Here is a 21,671-nt window from a genome sequence, read left to right as displayed (position 1 = left end):
GGCCTTCGAACGCGGCAGTGCTCGTCTCAGCTGACGACCAGAGGTTCGAGAACCAGGTCGGGGTGGTTCTTCTGCACGCCCTGCAGCCGCCACCGGTCGGAGAACAGCGCCAGCAGCTCTCCATCGGAACGGTGGAGGACCTCGACCGAGCGTTCCCGTGCCAGGGTCGGCACGCATTCGGGAGTGGTACGTCGGGCGAGGGAGAAGTTGAGACGCTCCAGGGTGCAGGGAGCGTTGAATTCGTTGGTCATCCGGTCTTCGGCGACTTCGAACTGCATGGGTCCGACGGCGCCGAGCACGGGTGCCTGATCACCGCGCAGATCCGAGCGCAGCACCTGGATGACGCCTTCGTGGTCGAGCTGTTCGATGCCGCGGCGGAACTGCTTGTACTTCGAGGAGTCCTTGGCGCGGATGACCATGAAGTGTTCGGGTGAGAACGTCGGGATGCCGGGGAACTCGACCTTTTTGTCGAGGTAGAGGGAGTCACCGACGCGCAGGGCGGAGGCGTTGACCAATCCGACGACATCTCCCGGGAACGCTTCGTCGACGACATCGCGGTCGCGACCGAAGACCTGCTGAGCGTATTTCGTGGCGAAGGGCTTGCCGGTGCTGGCGTGAGTGAGCACGGTTCCGCGTTCGAAGACTCCCGAACAGACTCGGATGTAGGCGAGTCGGTCGCGATGGTGGGAGTCCATTCCGGCCTGTACCTTGAAGACGAATCCGGAGAAGGGATCGTCGACGGGGCGGGGCTGGTCGTCCTTGTCCAGGCGGGCCTCGGCGGGCGGGGCGAGGTCGACGAGGAGGTCGAGGAGTTTGTGGATGCCGAAGTTGAGCACGGCCGAGGCGAACATCACCGGGGTCGACTTGCCGGCGAGGAAGGTCTCCTGGTCGTGGTTCTGGTCTTCCATCTCCAGCAGATCGGACTCGTCGACAGCGGTCGTCCACGCATCGCCTTCGAGGTCAGCAGCCGCTTCGGACGTGTAGGTGTCCTCACCGGCGATCGTGGCGCCTCCGTCGGTGCGGGTGTATTTCGTGTACTCGCCACTGGTGCGGTCGAGGACTCCGCGGAAGTCTCCGGACTGGCCGACGGGCCAGGTGATCGGGGTGGGCAGGAGGCCGGTGCGCTGCTGAACCTCGTCCATGAGTTCGAGCGCGTCGAGGCCGGGACGGTCCCACTTGTTGACGACCGTGATGATCGGGATATTGCGGTGGGCACAGACTTCGAAGAGCTTCATCGTCTGTGCCTCGAGGCCTTTGGCGGCATCGATGAGCATGACGGCGCAGTCGACGGCGGAGAGCACACGGTAGGTGTCCTCGGAGAAGTCGGCGTGGCCAGGGGTGTCGACGAGGTTGAACACGGCGTCGCGGTACTCGAACTGCAGGGCGGCGGAGGAGATCGAGATTCCGCGGTCCTGCTCCATCTGCATCCAGTCGGAGACGGTGGCGCGGCGACCGGCCTTGCCGTGGGTGGCTCCGGCCTGGCCGATGGCGCGGGCGTGGAGGGCGAGCGCCTCGGTGGTCGTCGATTTGCCCGCGTCGGGGTGGGAGATGACAGCGAACGTGCGGCGGCGGGACGCCTCGTGTCGGATGTCCTTGACGGAATACTGGCCAGAAGTCACCGCAATATCCTATCGTTCTTCGCGCCCATCCGGCGTGTCCGTTCAGTCACAGTGTGGGGCCAGCTTGTGCCGGGCGTCCGGCGGCCGGAACCGTATGTGCGAGGAGGCCCGTGGGGCGTTGCATCCAGCGTCCTGTCGGAATCGGCCCATATGCTGGGGGACGATGTCTGAGGAATTCGTCGAATACGCCGGCCGTTCGGAGCCGAAGGAACGCTGGCTCAAAGCCTTGCCGCTCATCGTCTCGGGAGTCCTTGGAGTCCCGCTGCTGTGCGCGGCGATCTGGTTCTCCTGGCAGATAGCGCAGACGACGAAGTACCTCTTCGATCTCGGCACCTCCGGCACCGAGGCGGCCGGGATGGTGCTGCTCAGCCTGTCCGGGGCCTTCTGCCTCATCTTCTATCTCGCGTTCCTCTTCATCGGCACTCGCCGTCGCACGTGGAAGTGGCGCATCTGGTGGAGCGTCGCCACCCTTCTTGCCGCCGGAGCTCTGCCGTTGTGGTGGCTCTGCAGCGGCTTCTTCGCCGACGTCTGACCCTCACCCGCTGCCGAGACGGCCGCTGACCCACACAGGTCCTCGCAATTCCTACGTTTGGCGGCAACACCTCCCGCTGGCGACTTCTCCTACAGGTACTCGCGCGTCACTCACTCTTCGTGACACAACGCCCCTCTGCAACCAGGTGTTGTGCCGCTGCCGGTGAGGGATGCTCGGGTCAGAGCTGGGCGAGAGCCTTCGCGATGCGCTTCTCCGACACCGGATGTGCCGTGCCCAGCGAATTCGCGAACAGCGACACCCGCAGCTCTTCGAGCATCACAACGACTTCGACCCATTCGGCAGGCAGCGACACGATCAGCTGCGGCCACTCGGCCTTCGCCAGTGCCGGGAATCGATTGCCGATCTTCTTGACCACATCGCTGCTGCAGCCGGTGACTCGATCCATGAGCTGCTTGTCACGGATCGGCGAGTCCTGCATTCCGCCGATGCGCACCACTTCGGCCTGCACCCAGCGGGGCAGCTCGCGCAGCATCTGCGGAGTCATCGCCGCAATGGCGGCTGCGGTCGTCCGGGAGGCTCGCCACGCCTGCACATCGGCGAGGTTGGACAGGATCGCCAACGAGGATGCCTTCGAAACGAGTTTGTCGAGCTCGGTCGCCGCCTGCAGCGCCTTCATCAGGGACGGCAGCAGCGATGAACAGGTCAGCGGCAGCTCGGCGTCGACGTCCTTTCGCAGCTGCGCGAACTCATCGGCGTTGGCCACCCATGACGTCTCGGCCGGCCCCAACCGGTCGGCGACGAGGCCGCGGATCCCGACACGAATCAGTCCGACCAGGAGCTCGTCGGCGGTCTTCTGATGACCGGCGAGGATGAGCTTCTCCTGAGTGGTCAGCCCGTCCTGCAGGTACTTCAGTGCGTCAGACGTGTGCTGGCCCAGCAGGGTGATGATCGCTTCTCGCGTGGCCAGGCGCGCTTGTGCTGCGGTGTCGAAGGCCACGAGGTCGACCGATGTCGCACGGTCCGCGAGCCCCGGAACGACACCGACTGCGGCCTGATCGGGATCGGCCAGCTCACCGAACGACCAGTCCGTCAGACCGGTCTTCGGGGTGAACGCGCTCTGCTTCTGGCGGGCCTTGCGCACCTGGGGTGTGGCTTTCGTTCTCAGAGCAGACAGATCCTCGCCGAGACCGACGGTCTTCTTTCCATCGACGACCCGGAAGGTCAGCCGCAGATGGGCGGGGATCCGCGATCGGTCGAAATCGTCGGCGGTGACCGTGATCGGCACGAGGTCGTTCAGCCCTCCCCCGCCGGCGCGTTCGCTCAAGTACGCGGCGAGCACGTCCGGCAGGTTTCCCTGGTACGGGGTGAGCGCCGGCAGGATCTCGCGGGCGACGTCGGGAGCGGGAACGAAGTAGCGGCGTTTGCTCTTCGGCAATGACCGGATATAGGCGGCGACGAGTTCTTCGCGCAGGCCGGGGACCTGCCAGCTGAATTCGTCCGCGTCGACCGCGGGCACCGCCTCGGCGGGGATCTCCACGGTCACCCCGTCGTCGGTGCTGCCGGGGTCGAAGGAGTAGCGCAGCTTCGCCCGCGTACCGTCGGTCAGTTCCCATTCCATCGGGAAATCCGAGGCCACCGAGGCGGTCAGCTCCTCACTGTCGTCGCTGAGCAGCACCGAGGTGGTGAGGTCGAGCAGGTGCGCGTCCCGTCGTTTCTGCTTCTTCCACCACCCCCGGAAATCCGCCGCCGAGGTGATCCCCTCCGGAATCCGTTCGTCGAAGAATTCGTAGAGGGCATCGTCCTGGTCGAGCACGCGACGGTTCCGTGTCCGCGAAGCCAGTTCCTCGGCCTCGTCGATGACGGCCGCGTTGTGTTCGAGGAAGCCGAAGCGTTCGTGCCAGTCGCCTTCGATGAGACCCTTGCGGATGAACGCGTCCCGGGCGGCCTCGGCGTCGATGGTGCCGTAGCCGACACGACGGTCGCTGACAAGAGTGACCCCGTAGAGGGAGATCTTCTCGTACACCATCGATGCGCCGGCCTTCGTCGACCAGTGCGGATCCGAATGTTGGCGGGTGACCAGGTCACCGGCGGCTCCGACGACCCAGTCCGGGTCGATCGCGGCCACGGTGCGGGCCCACAGGCGGGAGGTCTCGACGAGTTCGGCAGCCATGACGAAGTCGGGGTTGACCTTGAAGAGTCCGGATCCGGGGAAGATCGCGAATCGGGTGCCGCGAGCTCCCTGATAGTCCTTGTGCCGCTCCGACCGTGAGCCGATCATCGTCAGCAGACCGGTGAGCAGGGACCGGTGGATGGCGGCGGCATGCGGGTCGAGTTTGGCAGCCGCCACCTGCTTCCCGGTGTCCCCGGCCGGACCGGTCGCGCCCTGCTTCTTCGCGCTGCGTTTGGCGGCGCTGAGCTCGGCGAATCCGATCTTGCCGTTCGCACCTCGTCCGCCCTGAGCGCTTCCTTCGCCCCGACCGCCGCGGGTGCCCTGACCGCCAGGAGCATTCTGACCCTCACGACCTCGACCGCTGCGACCGCCTTGACCACGGTCGGAACCGTCACCGGACCCAGCAGCATTCGTCTTGCCGCCCTCGCTATCGAGCGCGGATCCGGCCGTGTCGGCATCGTCGCCCGGCTGCCAGACGGATCTCTCGATGCGAATGCCGGCCGAGCCGAGCAGAGAACGCAGCTGACCGACGAGGTCCTGCCATTCGCGGATGCGCACGAAGTTGAGGAACTCGTCCTTGCAGCGGCGACGGAACTTCGAGGATCCCATGTCCGCCTGCAGACTCTGCAGGTAGTTCCACAGGTTGAGGTAGGACAGGAAGTCACTGCCTCGGTGGGTGAATCGGGCGTGCTTCTCGTCGGCGGCGGCTCGGACCTCCGCCGGACGTTCCCGCGGGTCCTGGATGGACAGCGCGGCGACGATGACGGTGACCTCTCCCCCGCAGCCGGCCTCCGCCCCGGCGATGACCATTCGGGCCAGGCGGGGGTCGATCGGCAGCACTGTGAGTTTCCGACCGATCTCGGTGACGTGGATCTTCCCTGCCGAGTCGCTGGTCAGCGCCCCGAGTTCGGTGAGCATCGTCCGTCCGTCACGGACGGCCCTGGCCTCTGGCAGGGTGAGGAATGGGAAGTCGAGGATCTCCTGATCGCTTGCGGCGAATCCCAGTGAGGCCATCTGCAGGATGACGCTGGCGAGGTTCGTGCGCAGGATCTCCGGATCGGTGAATTCGGGACGCGAGTCGAAGTCGTCTTCCGAGTACAGGCGGATGCAGATGCCGTCACTGGTGCGCCCGGAGCGGCCTTTGCGCTGGTTCGCACTGGCTTGGGAGATACGCTCGATCGGCAGTCGCTGCACCCGGGTGCGGTTGGAGTAGCGGGAGATGCGGGCGGTGCCGACGTCGATGACGTATTTGATTCCGGGCACCGTCAGCGAGGTCTCGGCGACGTTCGTGGCCAGGACGATGCGAGGTCGTGAATGGGGTTGGAAGACCTTCTGCTGCTCCCCCGCCGAGAGTCGGGCGAACAGCGGCACGACCTCCCAGCTGCTCATCCGCGGACGTCTGCGCAGGTGGTCGGTCAGGGCATCGGCCGTGTCGCGGATCTCCCGTTCGCCGGAGAGGAAGACGAGGATGTCACCGGGTGCCTCGGCTGCGAGTTCATCGACGGCGGCGATGATTCCGTCGGTCTGCTCCTCGACTCCGGTTTCGTAGTTCCCGGATTCGCCGGGCCCGTCGACATCGTCATCGGCAGGATCGTCCCCGAGAGGCCGGTACCGCACCTCGACGGGGAAGGTGCGGCCTTCGACGGAGATGATCGGAGCGTCATCGAAGTGAGCGGAGAACGATTCGGGGTCGATCGTCGCCGAGGTGATGATGACTTTGAGGTCGGGACGTCGGTCGAGCACTTCCTTGAGATAGCCGAGGAGGAAGTCGATGTTGAGGCTGCGTTCGTGTGCCTCGTCGATGATGATGACTTCGTAGTCGCGCAGCAGTTTGTCGCGCGAGAGCTCGGACAGCAGAATGCCGTCGGTCATCACCTTCACCCGAGTGGAATCGGCGACCTGCGCGGTGAACCGCACCTGGTAGCCGATGGTGCTGCCGAGCTCCTCGTCGAGTTCGTCGGCGATGCGCTCGGCCACAGTCCGGGCGGCGATGCGCCGAGGCTGGGTGTGGCCGATGAGTCCGTCGACCCCGAGGCCGAGGTCGAGGCAGATCTTCGGCAGCTGGGTGGTCTTTCCCGATCCCGTCTCGCCGGCGATGATGACGACCTGGTTGTCCCGGATCGCCTCGGCGATCTCGTCCTTCGCCGCGGTGACCGGCAGATCCTCGGGGTAGGTGACGGTGACCGGATGGGCAGCGCGGGCGTCCTTGAGCCGGGCTCGGCGCTGCTGATGGTGCGCTGCCGTGATTCTGCGTCGCTGCTGCGAACGCCCACGTCCGTTCTTCCCGCGCCGAGGCGGCCGTCCTGGATTCGTGTTCGCTGGGGTGGTCGACGGGGTCGGGTTCTCTTCTGCCATTGCGTCTCCCAGCTTAGCGGCAATGCCCAGACTCGGCCCCGCCCAGGCGGGTTACTCCCCGCCGCCCCAGAGTGGGGCGAGCGCCGAGTAGAGCTGCTGGATGCCGAGGATGATGAACAGCAGTGCCGTGATCGCCAGAGCGATGTTCGTGTGCAGCTTGTTGGCCCATTCCTTGGGGATCTTCTTGCCGTTGAGGAGCCCGAGCAGAGTGACTGCGAGGAACGGCATGAACAGCGAGCCGAGGACGCCGTAGGCGAGGATGAGTCCGATCGGTTTGCCGAGGATGAACAGCAGCATCGGCGGGAACGTCAGCCACAGCACATAGAACTTGAAGTACTTGCCGCCGGTCAGGGTGTCGGGATGTCCGCCCGGCTTCTTGCGCATATGGCCCCAGAAGTCGGCGAACATCAGGGACACTCCGTTCCAGACTCCGATGATCGAGGAGAAGGAAGCGGCCCAGAATCCGACGAGGAAGCCGATGCCCACGACCTCGCCGTAGCGGGCTTTGAGGACGTCGGCGAGGTCGAGCAGTCCCTTGTCCTCGGCAGAGATCGAGACTCCCGCGGCACGGACGACCTCGGCACCGACGATGAGCATAGCGATGACGAAGATGCCGGTCATCACGTAGGCCATCGAGTTGTCGATGCGCATCACCCGCATCCACTTCGGAGTGTGCCAGCCCTTCTCACGCAGCCAGTAGCCGTAGGCGGCCAGGGTGATGGTGCCGCCGACGCCTCCGGCGAGCGCGAGCGTGTAGATCACTCCGCCCTCGGGGATGATGGGGATCAGTCCGGTGAGCATATCGGGAATGTTCGGGGCGGCGATGATCGCCAGTCCCACGACGGTGATGAACATGATCCCGACGAGGACGGCGGTGATCTTCTCGAACACGCCGTAGCGGCCGAACCACACCATGACGAAGCCGGCCAGGCCCATGAGCACCGACCACACTGTGAGGTTGAGGCCGGGGAAGAGCGCGGCCAGCGGAAGCGCCGCCGAACTCATCGCCGTGGCTCCGTAGACGAAGCCCCAGATGATGATGTACGGCCCGAAGTACCACGTGGTCCAGCGGCCGAGCGATCGCCACCCCTCGAAGATCGTCTTGCCGGTCGCGAGGCTGAACCTGCCGGCTCCTTCGACGAGGACGATCTTGAGGATGACGCCGACGATCACTGCCCACAGCAGTCCGTAGCCGAACTGGCTGCCGGCCACCAGGGTCGCCACCATATCCGCGGCACCGACGCCGGTGGCCGCGACGACGAGGCCGGGACCGATGACCTTCCATTTGGCCGGGCCGGAGGCCTCTTCGATTCCGGAAACGGTCTCTGCGTCGCCCCCGTAGCCGGGGCCGGAACCGTTCGACTGCTCACTCATGGAGTTTTTCGCTTTCATCTTCGGCCGCGCACAGACTCACCGAGCGGTCGGGGATCCTCCATCGGGTTCTCCCGCATTTCGGCGGCGCAGCGGTCTCAGCATGTCCACAGTCATGATAGGTGACAACGGCGCTGTCGTGTCATCGGTCACCATCCCTCGCGACGGTCGGCCCCGTCCCGCCGCGCCTCAGAAACGGTCGGCGATGGTTCGCAGGCGTTCGAGATACGTGTCGTGGTCGAAGTCCTCCGGCAGGTTCGGAGCTGCCTCGGAGAGTCCGGCGGCGCCGTCGATGCCTTCCCGGACAATGTCGATCTGGCCCACATGCCGGGTGAGGTCGACGAGGACGTGGACCATGATCTGTCCCAAGGTGGTCTCGTCGCGGCCCGTGGGCCAATGCGGCACCCGTCCCGGCGAATCCAGGCTGAGCGAGTCGATGGTCTCGTCGGCGAAGTCTGAGACGCGAGTGTAGAAGTCGAGCAGATACGCGGTCGTCTCGGACTCGGTCGCGCACCAGTCGGCCTGCGGATCGAGGTCGATGTCCGCGTCGCTGACGACCTCTTCCCGGTTCGGCCAGGTTCGGCCGAAAGTGTCGCCGAAGTAGACGATCTCGACCTGTGCCATGTGTTTGAGTGCGCCGAGGAGGTTGAATCCGGTCGGGGTGCGCGGCCACCTCAGGGACCTCTCATCGAGTCCGGACAGCTTCCATCGCAGGTTCGTCCGACCCCGGCGCAGGGACTGCTGCAGGAAGGACTTCATCGTCTCGTCGTCGCTCATGAGCATAGGCTTCCACACCATCTCTGCGCCGTCTACGGTTATCCTCGAAGGGTGAGTGAGAACAATTCGTCGCAGGACTCCCGCAGCCGCATCGCCCGACGGGTCTTCCCCGACGGAGTCGACCCCGATCCTCGCTTCACCCTGGCCAACGAGCGGACCTTCCTGTCCTGGATCCGCACCGCGTTGGCGTTCATCGGCGGCGGAATCGCCGTCGAGGCCTTCACCTCGGAGATCTTCGGCACCGGTCTGCGGGCGACCCTGTCGATCGTGCTCATGGTCATCGGCTTCATCCTCGCCGCCGGTGCCGCCGTCCGCTGGCATCGCATCGAATCGGCGATGCGTCGCAAGACCTCGCTGCCGCTGCCAATCATCATCCCCATCGTCAGCCTCGCCTCGGCGCTGGGAGCCGGTCTCCTCGTCCTGGTGTTCGCCGGCCTACTGTGATGCCGACCCGCTCACCGCGACCGCAGCCGCATGACGATCCGGCTCTGCAGCCGGAACGCACCGTCCAATCATGGCTGCGCACGAGTCTGACGATGACGGTCGTCAGCCTCATCTTCATGCGCTTCATCCACGTCTTCCAAGGCTGGTCGGTGGCGCTCTTCGTCGTGTGCATGGGCATGGCTATCGTCGCCATCGCCATGCAGGTCAGACGCTACCGGCTAGGTTCGGTCTCGATTCGGGCCGAACGCGGTCGGCCGTCGCCGTGGGCGGTCATCTTCCTCACCACCTCGGTGTGCCTCATTTCGGTGCTGAGCATCGCCTCGGTCATCAAGATCAGCCTGTTCTGAGGCTCTCCACCCGCTCAACTTCCCAGACCTCCTGATCGGCATCCCACCTGCTCCCGCCCGACATCGCGCACACCTGCTGCGCATGCCGCGTTATGAGACCGCCGTCCGGTCCGCTGAACTGCACGCCTAAACTGGTGCGTATGAAGGATGCACGCGAAGTCTCCACCGCCCCACTCGTCGCCGTCGGCCTCATCGGCGGCTTCCTCACCGCCCGCGAGACCGGGATCCGCCCCCTCGGCGGAGTCGTCCTCGCCGCAGCGGGTGCCTACGCCGCCCGCTCCTGGTATGTGAAGAAGGGCTGGCCCGCCGCCACCGGACTGAGCTTGGCCTACCTCGGCGGGTTCGGTGCCTCCCATCCCCTGGCGAAGAAGATCGGCGCATGGCCGGCCGTGTTCGCCGTCAGTGCGGTCAGCGCCGCAGCCTCCTATGTCGTCTCCGATATCGCCGAGGCGGACTGACCCCACCGCCGAGGAGGCCCGACCTCCGCACCCCGCCGCGGATTCCGCCCGGCGACGATCCCGACCGTCCCGAACTGATACCCGCTCTACGGGACTGACACCAGCCGCACCAGACTGACCGCGGCACTCCCAGACGCAGGAAGCGAGGAGCCGAGCAGCCCATGCTGGCCGTATTCGAAGGTTTCGCCGTCATCGCCGGAGTCATTCTGGTCGGGTTCGTCCTCGGCCGCTCCGGCGTTCTCGGTCCGCACGGTCAGCAGGTCATCGCGAAGCTCGTCTTCTACGCCGGCACCCCGACGCTGCTCTATATCACAGTCTCCGAGACCGACCTCGGGCTGATCTTCAACACCGCGCTCTTCGCCACCGGCGGCTCGGCGCTCATCGTCGGTGCCGCTCTCTTCGTCCTCACTAAGTGGATCAGAAAGCGCAGCACCGGGGAGGCGATGTTCTCCGCGTGGGCGACCAGCTACGTCAACATCGGCAATCTCGGCATCCCGATCGCCGCCTATGTCCTCCGCGACATCGGCTATGTCGCCCCGGTCCTGCTCTTCCAGCTGCTCGTCCTCGCCCCCATCGGCATGGCCGTGCTCGACGGTGCGGGCAAGAAGCAACATGATTCGCACTGGTACTCCGCGATCCTCCAAGTGCTCAAGAACCCCATCGTCCTCGGTGCTGCAGCCGGTGTGGCCGCCTCGGCGACGGGCTTCGAGCTGCCGCGCTTCGTCTTCGAGCCCATCGACATGATCGGCGCCACCGCGGTCCCGGGTGCCCTGTTGGCGTTCGGCATCTCGCTTAAGGACGGGTGGGGAATCCCCGTCAAGGGCAGCCGCGCACAGCTGAGCTACATCACCGGCGCCAAACTCATCGCTCAACCGGTCATCGCGTGGGCCATCGGCGGCCCTCTGCTCGGCTACGACGGGGTCGACCTCTTCGCCATCGTCGTCACCTCCGCGCTGCCGACCGCGCAGAACGTCTACATCTACTCGATGCAGTACCGACAATCCGAGGCGCTCATGCGCGATGCCGTCTTCATCACCACCGTGCTCTCCGTTCCGGCTCTCGTCATCATCGCCGCCCTCCTCGGCTGACTCCGCGAAATCGGCCGCCGTGGCGTGTCCTCCCGGGCTAGGACCCTGTGGTCACTGACAATGGGGATGTGTCCAGAGACGAGAAGAACGAGACCGAAGACCTCCTGAGCAGGCGGATGAGTTCAGGGTCTGCCAGTGCTGCCGATAAGCAGTCGCAGGCCCCTCTGGAGGCGGCCAATGATCCCTCGACCGACACCGAGGCGTTCGATCCGATCACGGATCCCATCGCCGAGGATGCCCCCAAGCATTCCGCGGATGCGAAGCCCTCGACGGGCCCGGTGAGGGTGACTCCCGCCCACTCGACGAATCCGGCCTCTCAGCCCGCGAGCACGCGTACCGCCGATCACACCGCCGCGCAGAAGTCCGCCGGCACGGATTCGGCCGCCGTTGCATCGACAGCCGGGGCATCATCCTCGACCGATACCGGGACCACACGCGAGGTGCCGCAGAATGCGCGCACCGCAGTGATGAGCGAAGCCGATTGGGCCGCCGTGTCGAAGGCGGCGACGTCGACCGATGCCCGCGATCCCGAGGTGCCCGAACGACGCCGGTCCGTGCTCGATGTCATCGGCACAATCTGGATCATGCTCGCCACCCCCTTCGTCCTGTTGGCTCTGGCAGTGCGCTTCGTCGCCTCGGGGATCTTCCTCAAGTTCGAGTACTTCCGGCCCGGCTTCCCGGCCGATCGGTTCGGCTTCAGTGCCGCCGACCGTGAGCACTACGGGACCTATGTCATCGACTACCTGCACAACTTCGATTCCCGGCGCTACCTCGCCGATATCGTCATGCCCAACGGAGAGCCGATCTTCATCTCCGACGAGCTCAGCCATATGGCTGACGTCAAGGGTCTGATCTCGCTGCTCTACCTCGTGGCTCTCGTCGGCATCATCGGATCTGTGCTGTTCGGCATCTACATGTGCCGCAAGAACGGATCGGGCATCCATGCAGGCGTGCGTCTGGGGTCGATCTTCAGCATCATCTTCATGGCCGCTGTCGCCGTTGTCGCCGTCCTCGGCTGGGACAGCTTCTTCCGCGGGTTCCACAAGGTGTTCTTCGCCGATGGGACCTGGGAGTTCTACGCCGATGATTCGCTCATCCGCCTCTTCCCGCCTCAGTTCTGGGTCGATGCGGGCATCGCCGGCGGCGGGCTCTTCGTGCTCCTGGCGATCATCCTCTTCCTGCTCAGCTTCACCGGGCACAAGAAGCGCCGGGCGCTGCGCAAGGCACGGAAGGACGCCGCCGCAGAGATCTGATTCGGTTTCGCCGCAGTCCGGAGCATCGGCCTCCGGCGGCACAGAGGCGCGTCATTGCACAGCGGGTTCGAGTCCCGCTCCACGGTTCCGGCCGGGTGGTCTTTCCCCTTCCACCCGGCCGAATTTCTGTCCGAAATCATCCGCGTATGAGACCAGCGATCTCCGATCCCCCGCCTCGGTGACGGTGGACGACTGCGGGCTAGTCGTCGACGGCGTCGCGGCCGCGGCGGACGAGCAGCGGGTCGGCTTCGTAGACGACCGAGGGGTCTTTGTCCTCATAGTCGAACTGGTTGAGGAAGTAGCGCATCGCGTTGAGGCGGGCGCGTTTCTTGTCATTGCTCTTGATCGTGATCCACGGAGCGTGGTCGGTGTCCGTGCGGCGGAACGTCTCTTCCTTCGCCTCCGTGTAGTCGTCCCAGCGATCGAGGGACTCGAGATCCATCGGTGAGAGCTTCCACCGCCGCACCGGGTCGATCTGACGGATCGCAAACCGGGTCCGCTGCTCTCTCTGGGTCACGGAGAACCAGAACTTCGTGACGTGGACTCCGGAGTCGATGAGCATCTTCTCGAACACCGGAGCCTGTTCCATGAAGGTCTCGTATTCGTCGTCGGTGCAGAATCCCATGACCCTCTCGACGTTGCCCCGGTTGTACCAGGAGCGGTCGAACATGACGATCTCCCCGCTCGTGGGCAGGTGGGAGATGTAGCGCTGGAAGTACCACTGTCCGGCTTCGCGGTCGGAGGGTTTGTTGAGTGCGACGACGCGGGCGGCACGCGGGTTGAGGTGTTCGGTGAAGCGTTTGATCGTTCCGCCCTTGCCGGCGGCGTCACGACCTTCGAAGACGATGACGTGTTTGGCGCCCGTGTCCTGACCCCAGTACTGGAATTTCAGCAGTTCGACCTGCAGTCTGTACTTCTCGAGTTCGTACTCTTCCCGGTCCATCTGTTCGTCGTACGGGTATCCTTCCCGCCACGTTTCGACGGCCCGGCCCATGGGGTCGATGAGGTGCGGATCCGTGGTCTGACTGTCCTCGACGGTGTACCCTTCGAGGCGGAGTTTGTCGATGTACTCCCGCAGATTCTCTTGGAACAGATTGTTCACGAGATCCTTCCCTTTCGCTGTCGACACCGGGGTGTGCCTCGTGCACGATAATGTGCCGAGATGAATATCAGGTTATGCGATCGACGTCGCGTCGCGGGATGATTCCGACGCTCAACAGTGGGGCGATGGCGATGAGTCCGAAGGACAGCGGGTAGCCGAATGCCGTCACCAGGGCACCGAATCCGGGGCCGAGCAGGGCCGACATGACGAACTGTCCCGTGTTCTGGGCTCCCAGCGCTTTGCCCGACCAGCGCGGTCCGGCGGCTTCGGCGACCGAGGCGAAGGCCAGTCCGTTGTCGGCCACGGAGACGGCTGAGGCGAGGATGAAGACGACTGCGGCGACGGCGGGCAGCTCCGTCAACGACAGGATGGCGATGGCCACGACGACGATCACGGCTGCGACGGCGACGATGCGCATGAGGCCGACGCGGGATCCCTTGCGGTCGGAGAGCGCGCCGACGACCATGCGGCCGACTGCTCCGACGATCTGCGCGATCGCGACGATCGCTCCGGCGGCGCCCGCGCCGATCCCTTGGACGACGATGAGCCAGACGAGTCCGTAGGTGGAGAACGCGAACTGCGGGACGACGAGGAGCGCGGAGACCGCGTGGATGCGCCACAGGAAGGAGTCGCTGCGGTAGGGATTGATCGTCGAGGCGGCGCTGGGCTTCCCCTCCCCCGCCGAGGCGGTGCCCGGTTCGTTCTGTCCGTGTCGTTCCGCCTCCGGTAGGGTGTCGCGGTCGGGGTCGGCCACCTCGGCGCGGGTGGGGGTCGGGTCCGGTGGGTTGCGGATGAGGGCGAAGCAGATGAGGGCGAGGACGCCGGTCACGGCGGCGACGAACCAGAGGTAGGCGGGGAATCCGCCGGCCGCGGCGATCGGTGGGATGGTCACAGCGGCCACGCTCGTGCCCAGTGGTTGGGACATCTGGCGAATGCCCATGGCCAGTCCTCGGCGGTGGCGGGGGAACCAGCCCATGACGACGCGGCCGGATGCAGAGTTGACCGAGGCGGCCGCGGCACCGGAGGCGGCGATGACAATGACCATCCAGATCGGCGAGTCGACGACGAGCACGGCGGCGGCCGAGAAGGCAGCCGTCAGTCCGATGCCCAATGTCATCGCCAGACGTTCGCCGAATCGGTCGGCGAATGCGCCCCAGGCGATGAGGGTGAGGATGAGTCCGAAGCTCGGTGCGGCCGCGACGGTGCCGGCCTGGGTGAGTGTGAACCCGAGGTCGGAGTGCATATAGGGGATGAGGAAGGCGGGTCCGGCGATCGCGATGGTCGCCGCCATCTGCGTGAGGACGCCGACGACGAGGATCACCCAGGCCTGCCGGGTGGGTCCGTTCGTCGTCATCGTTCCAGGTTAGCCGTGTGCCCGGATCGTCCGCGGAATGTCTCAGATCGCGGTGGCCGGGCTTTGCCGATAAAGTGTGTTCTGAGCATTCCCCCTATAGCCCAATCGGCAGAGGCAGTCGACTTAAAATCGATTCAGTGTGGGTTCGAGTCCCACTGGGGGGACCATTCTTCGTCGTCGTCGAGTACCGACCGAGATCGCCGAATCGCGTCGAGTGCGGCATGATCGTCCTATGCCGTTCCTTCTTCTCAGCGCAGGTCAGGCACCGTTGCCGATCGCCTCCGTCGACGATGATCTCGCCCGCAGCCAGCACGGTCCCGCCGTTATCATCACCGCCACCGAGGCGGCCTCCCCCACCGCGACAGACGACTCCACCGCAGCCGATTTCCCTCCGCTGGGTCGCCCGGTCGCCTTCCGTGAAGCTGGAGGCGACTGGACGGAGATCGGCTTCGAGGCAGCCGATCATTGGGTGCAGATGGGTTCGGACCTGCGCAGCCGCCTCGTCGAGGATCATCTTGCGACGCTCAACGTCGCCGAGTTCAAACAGGCGACGAACGGCGGCAGCGCCTCGATCATCACGAACAACTGGGTCTACTCCGGTTCACCTCGGGTCTATCGCGTCGCCGGAGAGCTGCGTGATTTCGTCACCGTGCTCGGACAGCTCTCCCGCGGCTGATCCCTATTGCTGCTTCTCCGCAGTACGAGTGTGACAGCATCCGCCACACTCGACTGGTCGACATGCGACCCATCGTCTCTGTCGAAACGCCCGCACCAGCCGCCGGTTGACCGTTAGGCTCCGGTCACCGGAACGCTCGCAATCCCGCGGACGCATGTGCCTCGTCATGGCGGTCCCGGTTCTCGACGATCTCCGCGACGTTGGCCTCCGCCCACTTCCGAAGCGCGGCCACAGGATCCTGCAGCGATCGCCCGAGATCGGTGAGCGAGTATTCCACCCGCGGTGGCACCTCGCCGAAGACCTCGCGCTCGATGAGGCCATCGGCGACAAGCGATCGCAGGGTCGAGGTCAGCACCTTCGGGGTGATCCCGCCGATGGCCAGCCGGATCTCGTTGAAACGCTTCGGACCGGAATCGAGAATGTCGACGATAAGCACCGTCCACTTGTCTCCGACGCGATCGAGAACCACTCGGGTCGGACATTCAGGGTCGAAGGCATCGCCTTCCCAGCGAACTTTCATACTCATAGTCCAATAGTATCCTTGAGGTACTCGATATCCAAAAGATACCTTAGGAGAGTCAGACTACGACATCCACCGTGCACCGCAGTCGCGCCGCACGAAGAACGAAGGGACTCTTATGAAGATCGCACTCTTTGGAGCATCGGGAATGATCGGCTCTCGCGTCGTCGCCGAGGCGGCCTCTCGCGGGATCGAGGTCACCGCCATCACCCGCTCCGGCACCGAGGTGGCCGGAGCGACCCGCTCAGTCGCCGGCGACATGGCCGATGCGGAGCTCGGAGCACGCATGGCCGCCGATCACGATGTCATCGTCTCCACCACCGGACCCAGCCGCACGGGCGGGGACCACCAGGAATGGCTCGAAGCTCTGTCGGCCCTGGCGAAGGCCAGCGGCGATACGCGACTGTTCGTCGTCGGCGGTGCCGGTTCCCTGTTCGCCGGGGACACGATGCTCAAGGACACCGAGGGCTTTCCTCCCGCGTACAAGGCTGAGGCAGAGACCGGCACGAAGGCCCTCGAGCTTCTTCGTGCCGCGAACCCGTCCCCGTGGACGCTCATCTCCCCCGCCCCGGAGATCGCTCCGGGTGAGCGCACCGGTTCCTACAATGTCGAGCTCGAGGTGCCCGCGGGCGACTCGATCTCGGCCGAGGACTTCGCCGTAGCCATGGTCGATGAGATCGCCGAGCCTGCGCACATCGACGCCCGCTTCACCGTGGCGAACTGAGCAGGACGCACTCGCAGCAGGGCCTGCAGATATGACTGACGCCGGGGATGCATCTGCATCCCCGGCGTCAGTCGTCTCATCAGGGCTTGTCGCCGGATGGCACCGGCTGCCTCAAGTCAGGCCTTGGCAGGCTCCTTCTTCGGAGCCGGCTTCGAGTTGGCGGCCTCGACGAAGTTCTTGCGCGGAACATCGAGGTCTGCCAGCGGCATGGCGTCGCGGCCGAGGACGGCGCTGACGAACCAGTTGCCGAAGACCCTGACCTTGCGGTCCATGGTCGGGATCGCGTAGCCGTGGTAGGCGCGGTGCATGAGCCAGGCGAGGAGTCCGCGGGCTTCGAAGTCACCCATCTGCGAAACACCCTTGTACAGGCCCAGGCCTGCGACCGTACCGATGGTCTTGTGGAAGTACTGCTTGAACTCGGTCTCTCCGCGCAGTGCGGCGAGCACGTTGGCAGCCAGCACCGGAGCCTGACGCACAGCATGCTGAGCGTTGGGCACGCAGAAGCCTGCCACTCCGCCGCCGGACAGGTCGGGAACCGCGGCGTTGTCGCCGGCAGCCCAAGCGCCCTCGACGACACCGTCATCGCCCTCGACCCGCAGGTCGGCGCGTACGGTGACGTTGCCGCGTTCGTTGATCGGCAGGTCGGAGTCGATGAGCATCGGGTTGGCCTTGACACCGGCGGACCACACAATAGTGTCGGCGTCGAACTCTTCGCCGTTCGAAAGCTTGACGTGCTTGTCGGTGCAGTCCTGGAGGAAGGTCTCGAGGTAGACGTCGATTCCGCGTTCGCGCATGTGCTCGACGACCCAACGGGCCTGAGCTTCGCCGACCTCGGGCATGACGCGGCCGAGGGCCTCGACGAGGACGAAGCGGACATCGGCTTCGGTCAGCGTCTCGTACTGGGCGATGGCCGAGCGGACCATGTCCTCGAGTTCGGTCAGCAGCTCGATGCCGGCGAATCCGCCGCCGACGAAGACGAAGGTCAGAGCCTTGCGACGCTCCTCGTCGTCCTCCATGAGTGCGGCGTCGGCGAGGCGGGAGAGGAGGTGGTCGCGCAGGGCGACGGCTTCCTCGATGCGCTTGAGCGCGATCGCATTCTCCTTCAGGCCCGGGATCGGCAGCGCACGGGCAACCGAACCGGAGGCGAGGATGATGTGGTCGTAGTCGAGTTCGAACGCTTCATCGTTCTCGGGTTCGATGGTGGCGAACTTCTCGGCGTGGTTGATCGAGGTGACCTTCGCGGTGATGACCTCGGCACCCGGCAGGTTGCGGCGCAGCGGCACCACAGCGTGACGAGGCTCGATCGACCCGGCTGCCACCTCGGGGAGGAACGGCAGGTAGGTCATGTACGGGTTGGGATCGACCACGGTGACGGTGGCTTCGCCCCGACCGAGGTTCTTCAGCAGATTCTGAGCGGCGAGCAGGCCGACCGAGCCGCCACCGACAACGAGGATTCGTGGACGCAGTTTTGAGTTTCTGATGAGTGCCATAATCCCATGCTAGACCCTTGTGAAAACTTTCACTAATTGTTTGTCCCACGGACTCGAACGCCCCAGATCAGAGCAGTTTCTGCACCTGGCCTCAGTGGCGACGGCGGGCGAAGGAGACGATCGAGATGATCATGAGGACCACGGCGATCAGGGCTCCGGCCCCGAGGACGGCGAAGCCGAGTGTCGGTGTCGACTGCGTGGCGACGATATCGGTCGGAGCGAGAGCCTTCGGGCTCTCGGTCTCATCCGGTGCGGCGGTTTCGGTCTCTTCTGACTTCGCATCCCCGCGACGATGCATCTTCACCCAATCCGCCAGCTCATCCTCGGCGGAGGAGACGTTCTTGGGCGCTTTCGCCTTGATGGCGCTCTGCGGGTCGACGCGCCCCCAGCCGACGATCGGGTCGGGCTTGCCCTTCTTGCTCACGCCCTTGTGACCGTCCACCGGTTTGGCACTCGACTGCAGTATGGCTCGCACCTCATCGGCGCTGAGGTCGGGGTTCTCGGAGCGGATGAGCGCTGCCACACCGGACACGACGGGTGAGGCGAACGAGCAGCCTTGGCCTTCGGCGTAGCCGCCGCTGTAGTACGGAATGGGAATGTCCTTGGCCGGACCCATGAGGTCGACGGCGGTGCCGGGTGCGGTGGAGTCGTCGAGGACCTTCCCGTTCTGGTCGAGTCCGCCCACCCCGATGACGCCCGGAACCGTCGACGGCGACCATGCCTGGGTCGCTCCCTGTGAGGCGTTGCCGACGCAGGCGACGACGAGCACGTCCTTCTTGTAGGCGTAGGCGAAGGATTCGTCCCAGCTCTCCGGCCAGCCCGGATCGTCCCATCCCAAGGACATGTTGATGACCTTCGCACCGGAGTCGACAGCCCATCGGATGGCTTCATCGGCCTGTTCTCGAGTCGATCCGGATTCCTTGGGGCGGTCGGGACCCAGCCACATCGATGCCGACAGGATCTCGGCGTCCGGGGCGACGCCGGTCGGCCCGGCACCGACTCCTCGGCCGGCGATGACTCCGGCCACGGCGGTGCCGTGGTGGATCGTGGTCTTCCCTCCCAGCGGGGTCTTTCCGTCCTTGCCCAGTCCGCTGAAGTCCTTGGACTTCTTCACGACGCCCTTGAGGTCTTCGTGGTCGGAGTTGACGCCGGAGTCGATCACTGCGACTTTGACGCCCTTGCCCGTGGATTTCTTCCAGACCTTGTCGATTCCGTAGTCTTTGATGAACCACTGGCCGGGTCCGGCCTTCGGCGCGGCCATGACGGGTTGGGTGGTACCGACGACGAGTCCGAGGACGACGGTCGTGACGGCGAGGAGTCGCGCGGCGGCTCTCACGAGCTCGTCAGCGCGAGGTCGAGCGCGGTCCCGTCGAGGATGTCGGTTTCGGAGATCCGAATATCCAGCGATCCTCCGGCGGCCGCCACGGCTTGGTCGAAGCGGGCGACGATCCTGGCGAAGAGCAGCGATCCGGCGCCGATGACGTCGACGCGTCCGGGATGCATATACGGCAGGTCCGTGCGTGCCTGGCGGTCCATGGCCAGAAGCTTTCGGGATTCGTCAGCGACGTCGGCGACGCTGATATGTGCTCCGTGGATGCGCTCTCGCTGGTAGCTTTCGAGTCCGAGGATGCCTGCGGTGATGGTGGTGACGGTGCCGGCGACTCCGATGAAAGTGCGCGGGGCCGCGAAGTCGACGATCTGCGCGGCCTGGTCGAGCTGGCCGTCTATATCGGCCAGAGCTGCCTGGATCTGGTCCTGGCTGGGAGTTTCGACCGGCATGTGCCGTTCGGTCAGACGCACCGACCCGATGTCCATGCTCACGGCCGCCTGGACATCGTCTCGGCCGAGGACGAGTTCGGTCGAGCCGCCGCCGAGGTCCATGACGACATAGGGTCCGTCAGCATCCGTGAGGCCGACAGTGGCGCCGAGGAAGGACAGCCGGGCCTCCTCTTCACCGGCGATGACGTCGGGGACGACGCCGAGGATCGAGAAGATCCCGGCGAAGAACTCATCGCGATTCTTCACGTCGCGGCTGGCCGAGGTCGCGACGAATCTCAGCTTCTCCGGCCGGTACTCGGCGGCCACCTCGGCGAATTCCTTCGCCACGGCGAAGGTGCGCTCGAGCGCCTCAGGTGCGAACTCGCCGGTGGCGTCGACACCTTGGCCGAGACGGACGATCCGGGTTTCGCGACGCAGGTCGGTGAGGGTGCCGTCGGCGGCGACATCGGCGATGAGCAGGCGCAGGGAGTTCGTCCCGCAGTCGAAGGCAGCAACACGCATGGCAGGTCCTAGTCGGTGGATTCGGTGGTGGCAGCGGTCTCGGCCAGCGGAGGCACATCGTTCATGAACGACAGTGCGCGGTCGCCGATGGGGTTGATGCCGAGCCCGGCGGACAGCGAGTGGCCGACGAGGGCGTGGAGGCATTTGACCCGGTTCGGCATTCCGCCTGCGGAGTAATCCTTGATCTCTTCAACTTCCGCCAGGCCCGCTGCGGAGCCGATCTCAGAGCGGACGTCGAGGTAGGCCCGGTGTGCGGCGGCGTAGGCGGCAGCGAGCTCTTCGTCTTCGCCGATCTCCGTAGTCCATTCGGCCATGATTCCCGAGGCTTCCAGCCGCGAGCATTCGGCCACGTAGGCAGGATGGGTGAGGTAGAAGGTCGTCGGGAACGGCGTGCCGTCCTCGAGGCGCGGAGCGGTGGCGACGACGAGGGGTTCACCGGATGCGCTGCGGGCGGCGATGCCGACGACGCCTCGGGGAATGCGCCCGAGTTGGTCTTGGAGGACAGCGAAATCCGCCTCGGTGCACTCTGTGATCATCAGCTCTTCTCCACGGTGTTGCCGGTCTCCTGAATGGACTCCAGCAACTCAAGGTACCAGGCCTGCTTGCGAACCGGCCGTTCGGGCTCGGATTCCTCGTCGACGGCCTCTTGATTCGTGACGATGACCGCGTTCTTGCCCTTTTCCACGTAGTACTGGTCTTCGCGGGCCTTGCGCTTGATGTAGGCGGGGTCTCTGAGGTTCTCGTTCTTCTCTTCGAGGCTCTTGACCTCGGCTTTCGTCGTCTCGATCTCGTTATTCAGGGCCGCGATCTGCTGGGCCTGTTTGAGTGCGGAGTTCAGGGGCGAGAGGAACGCGAGGAGGACGGCTGCGACGACGAGGAGGAAGATTCCCGTGCGCACCGACATGCGGCGGCCACGCGCCTCGGCGTCCGTGCCGGCATCGGCTTCGATGACCGGTTTCGGGCGTCGACGAGGGGTGGCTTTGCCAGGAGCCGATTTCGGGGCACTTCGTCTGGGCTTGCTCGGGACCATGCTTCTTTCCTCTGCGACTGGGGATCGGGGAAGAGTGTCGCAACATCTCCAAGTGTGCCGTGTCCGCATTCCCTGCGCGAGGATTTCGAGCTCGTGGCGTGTTCGATTCTCACGTATCCT

General features: G+C 65.3%; 20 protein-coding genes and 1 tRNA gene. 9 read left to right on the top strand and 12 right to left on the bottom strand.

Annotation, left to right across the window (positions count from 1 at the left end):
• Positions 1-26 precede the first annotated feature (26 nt).
• Positions 27-1,619 carry a peptide chain release factor 3 gene (locus tag ACVZTU_RS06330; RefSeq protein WP_181270306.1) on the bottom strand — a complete coding sequence of 531 codons (1,593 nt, stop codon included), beginning with the start codon at positions 1,617-1,619 and terminating at the stop codon, positions 27-29.
• A 163-nt stretch (positions 1,620-1,782) separates the two neighbouring features.
• Here ACVZTU_RS06330 and ACVZTU_RS06325 point away from each other — a divergent pair, with 163 nt between their 5' ends.
• Entirely contained in the window at positions 1,783-2,151 is a 369-nt protein-coding gene (locus ACVZTU_RS06325) for a hypothetical protein (protein ID WP_181270305.1), read from the top strand.
• Between the two features lie 178 nt (positions 2,152-2,329).
• Here ACVZTU_RS06325 and hrpA read toward each other — a convergent pair whose 3' ends face one another.
• From hrpA to ACVZTU_RS06310, 3 genes are all read right to left on the bottom strand, one after another.
• The gene (gene hrpA, locus ACVZTU_RS06320) at positions 2,330-6,637 is read right to left on the bottom strand and encodes an ATP-dependent RNA helicase HrpA (protein WP_482401588.1); all 4,308 of its coding nucleotides are present in this window, start codon (positions 6,635-6,637) and stop codon (positions 2,330-2,332) included.
• A gap of 51 nt (positions 6,638-6,688) precedes the next feature.
• On the bottom strand, positions 6,689-8,011 hold the full coding sequence (locus ACVZTU_RS06315; protein ID WP_218973669.1) for an Nramp family divalent metal transporter: 1,323 nt from the start codon (positions 8,009-8,011) through the stop codon (positions 6,689-6,691).
• A gap of 186 nt (positions 8,012-8,197) precedes the next feature.
• Entirely contained in the window at positions 8,198-8,785 is a 588-nt protein-coding gene (locus ACVZTU_RS06310; RefSeq protein WP_139469650.1) for a DinB family protein, read from the bottom strand.
• Between the two features lie 51 nt (positions 8,786-8,836).
• Here ACVZTU_RS06310 and ACVZTU_RS06305 point away from each other — a divergent pair, with 51 nt between their 5' ends.
• The 5 genes from ACVZTU_RS06305 to ACVZTU_RS06285 all read left to right on the top strand — a co-directional run bounded on the left by ACVZTU_RS06305 (position 8,837) and on the right by ACVZTU_RS06285 (position 12,375).
• Positions 8,837-9,229, top strand: a complete 393-nt coding sequence (locus ACVZTU_RS06305) for a YidH family protein (protein ID WP_482401587.1) — start codon at positions 8,837-8,839, stop codon at positions 9,227-9,229.
• Positions 9,229-9,576 (top strand): DUF202 domain-containing protein, encoded by a 348-nt coding sequence (locus tag ACVZTU_RS06300; protein ID WP_101545131.1) that lies wholly within the window; start codon positions 9,229-9,231, stop codon positions 9,574-9,576. The genes ACVZTU_RS06305 and ACVZTU_RS06300 overlap by 1 nt, the downstream gene beginning before the upstream one ends.
• Positions 9,577-9,716: 140 nt before the next feature.
• Complete coding sequence (locus tag ACVZTU_RS06295) at positions 9,717-10,034, top strand: hypothetical protein (protein ID WP_229663872.1); 318 nt, start codon at positions 9,717-9,719, stop codon at positions 10,032-10,034.
• Between the two features lie 161 nt (positions 10,035-10,195).
• Positions 10,196-11,122, top strand: a complete 927-nt coding sequence (locus ACVZTU_RS06290; RefSeq protein ID WP_139469653.1) for an AEC family transporter — start codon at positions 10,196-10,198, stop codon at positions 11,120-11,122.
• Positions 11,123-11,190: 68 nt separating this feature from the next.
• On the top strand, positions 11,191-12,375 hold the full coding sequence (locus tag ACVZTU_RS06285) for a TIGR01906 family membrane protein (RefSeq protein WP_139469654.1): 1,185 nt from the start codon (positions 11,191-11,193) through the stop codon (positions 12,373-12,375).
• A 199-nt stretch (positions 12,376-12,574) separates the two neighbouring features.
• Here the strand turns inward: ACVZTU_RS06285 and ppk2 are convergent, their stop codons facing one another.
• Positions 12,575-13,477, bottom strand: coding sequence for a polyphosphate kinase 2 (gene ppk2 / locus ACVZTU_RS06280; RefSeq protein ID WP_139469655.1), 903 nt, complete (start codon positions 13,475-13,477; stop codon positions 12,575-12,577).
• Positions 13,478-13,544: 67 nt separating this feature from the next.
• A complete protein-coding gene (locus ACVZTU_RS06275; RefSeq protein WP_482401586.1) occupies positions 13,545-14,831 on the bottom strand; it encodes an MFS transporter in 1,287 nt (428 codons plus the stop codon).
• Positions 14,832-14,921: 90 nt separating this feature from the next.
• Here ACVZTU_RS06275 and ACVZTU_RS06270 point away from each other — a divergent pair.
• Both ACVZTU_RS06270 and ACVZTU_RS06265 read left to right on the top strand, forming a co-directional pair.
• Positions 14,922-14,998, top strand: a tRNA-Leu gene (locus tag ACVZTU_RS06270).
• 65 nt (positions 14,999-15,063) lie between these two features.
• On the top strand, positions 15,064-15,507 hold the full coding sequence (locus ACVZTU_RS06265; RefSeq protein WP_482401585.1) for a hypothetical protein: 444 nt from the start codon (positions 15,064-15,066) through the stop codon (positions 15,505-15,507).
• A gap of 124 nt (positions 15,508-15,631) precedes the next feature.
• Here the strand turns inward: ACVZTU_RS06265 and ACVZTU_RS06260 are convergent, their stop codons facing one another.
• Positions 15,632-16,027 carry a winged helix-turn-helix transcriptional regulator gene (locus ACVZTU_RS06260; protein ID WP_219922142.1) on the bottom strand — a complete coding sequence of 132 codons (396 nt, stop codon included), beginning with the start codon at positions 16,025-16,027 and terminating at the stop codon, positions 15,632-15,634.
• 118 nt (positions 16,028-16,145) lie between these two features.
• Here ACVZTU_RS06260 and ACVZTU_RS06255 point away from each other — a divergent pair, with 118 nt between their 5' ends.
• Positions 16,146-16,751, top strand: a complete 606-nt coding sequence (locus tag ACVZTU_RS06255; protein ID WP_139469658.1) for an NAD(P)-dependent oxidoreductase — start codon at positions 16,146-16,148, stop codon at positions 16,749-16,751.
• A gap of 116 nt (positions 16,752-16,867) precedes the next feature.
• Here the strand turns inward: ACVZTU_RS06255 and ACVZTU_RS06250 are convergent, their stop codons facing one another.
• The 5 genes from ACVZTU_RS06250 to ACVZTU_RS06230 all read right to left on the bottom strand — a co-directional run bounded on the left by ACVZTU_RS06250 (position 16,868) and on the right by ACVZTU_RS06230 (position 21,551).
• Positions 16,868-18,241, bottom strand: coding sequence for an NAD(P)/FAD-dependent oxidoreductase (locus ACVZTU_RS06250; RefSeq protein ID WP_139469659.1), 1,374 nt, complete (start codon positions 18,239-18,241; stop codon positions 16,868-16,870).
• A 91-nt stretch (positions 18,242-18,332) separates the two neighbouring features.
• Positions 18,333-19,577 (bottom strand): S8 family peptidase, encoded by a 1,245-nt coding sequence (locus ACVZTU_RS06245; protein ID WP_229663870.1) that lies wholly within the window; start codon positions 19,575-19,577, stop codon positions 18,333-18,335.
• Positions 19,574-20,521 (bottom strand): Ppx/GppA phosphatase family protein, encoded by a 948-nt coding sequence (locus ACVZTU_RS06240; RefSeq protein WP_181270301.1) that lies wholly within the window; start codon positions 20,519-20,521, stop codon positions 19,574-19,576. The genes ACVZTU_RS06245 and ACVZTU_RS06240 overlap by 4 nt, the downstream gene beginning before the upstream one ends.
• 8 nt (positions 20,522-20,529) lie before the next feature.
• Positions 20,530-21,057 carry a DUF501 domain-containing protein gene (locus tag ACVZTU_RS06235; protein WP_139469661.1) on the bottom strand — a complete coding sequence of 176 codons (528 nt, stop codon included), beginning with the start codon at positions 21,055-21,057 and terminating at the stop codon, positions 20,530-20,532.
• Positions 21,057-21,551 carry an FtsB family cell division protein gene (locus tag ACVZTU_RS06230; protein WP_172168647.1) on the bottom strand — a complete coding sequence of 165 codons (495 nt, stop codon included), beginning with the start codon at positions 21,549-21,551 and terminating at the stop codon, positions 21,057-21,059. The genes ACVZTU_RS06235 and ACVZTU_RS06230 overlap by 1 nt, the downstream gene beginning before the upstream one ends.
• Between the last annotated feature and the right edge of the window lie 120 nt (positions 21,552-21,671).

This window comes from Brevibacterium sp. OS20, assembly GCF_056837565.1.
Note: the sequence above shows the minus strand (reverse complement) of the source record. Positions and strands in the feature narration are given on the sequence as shown.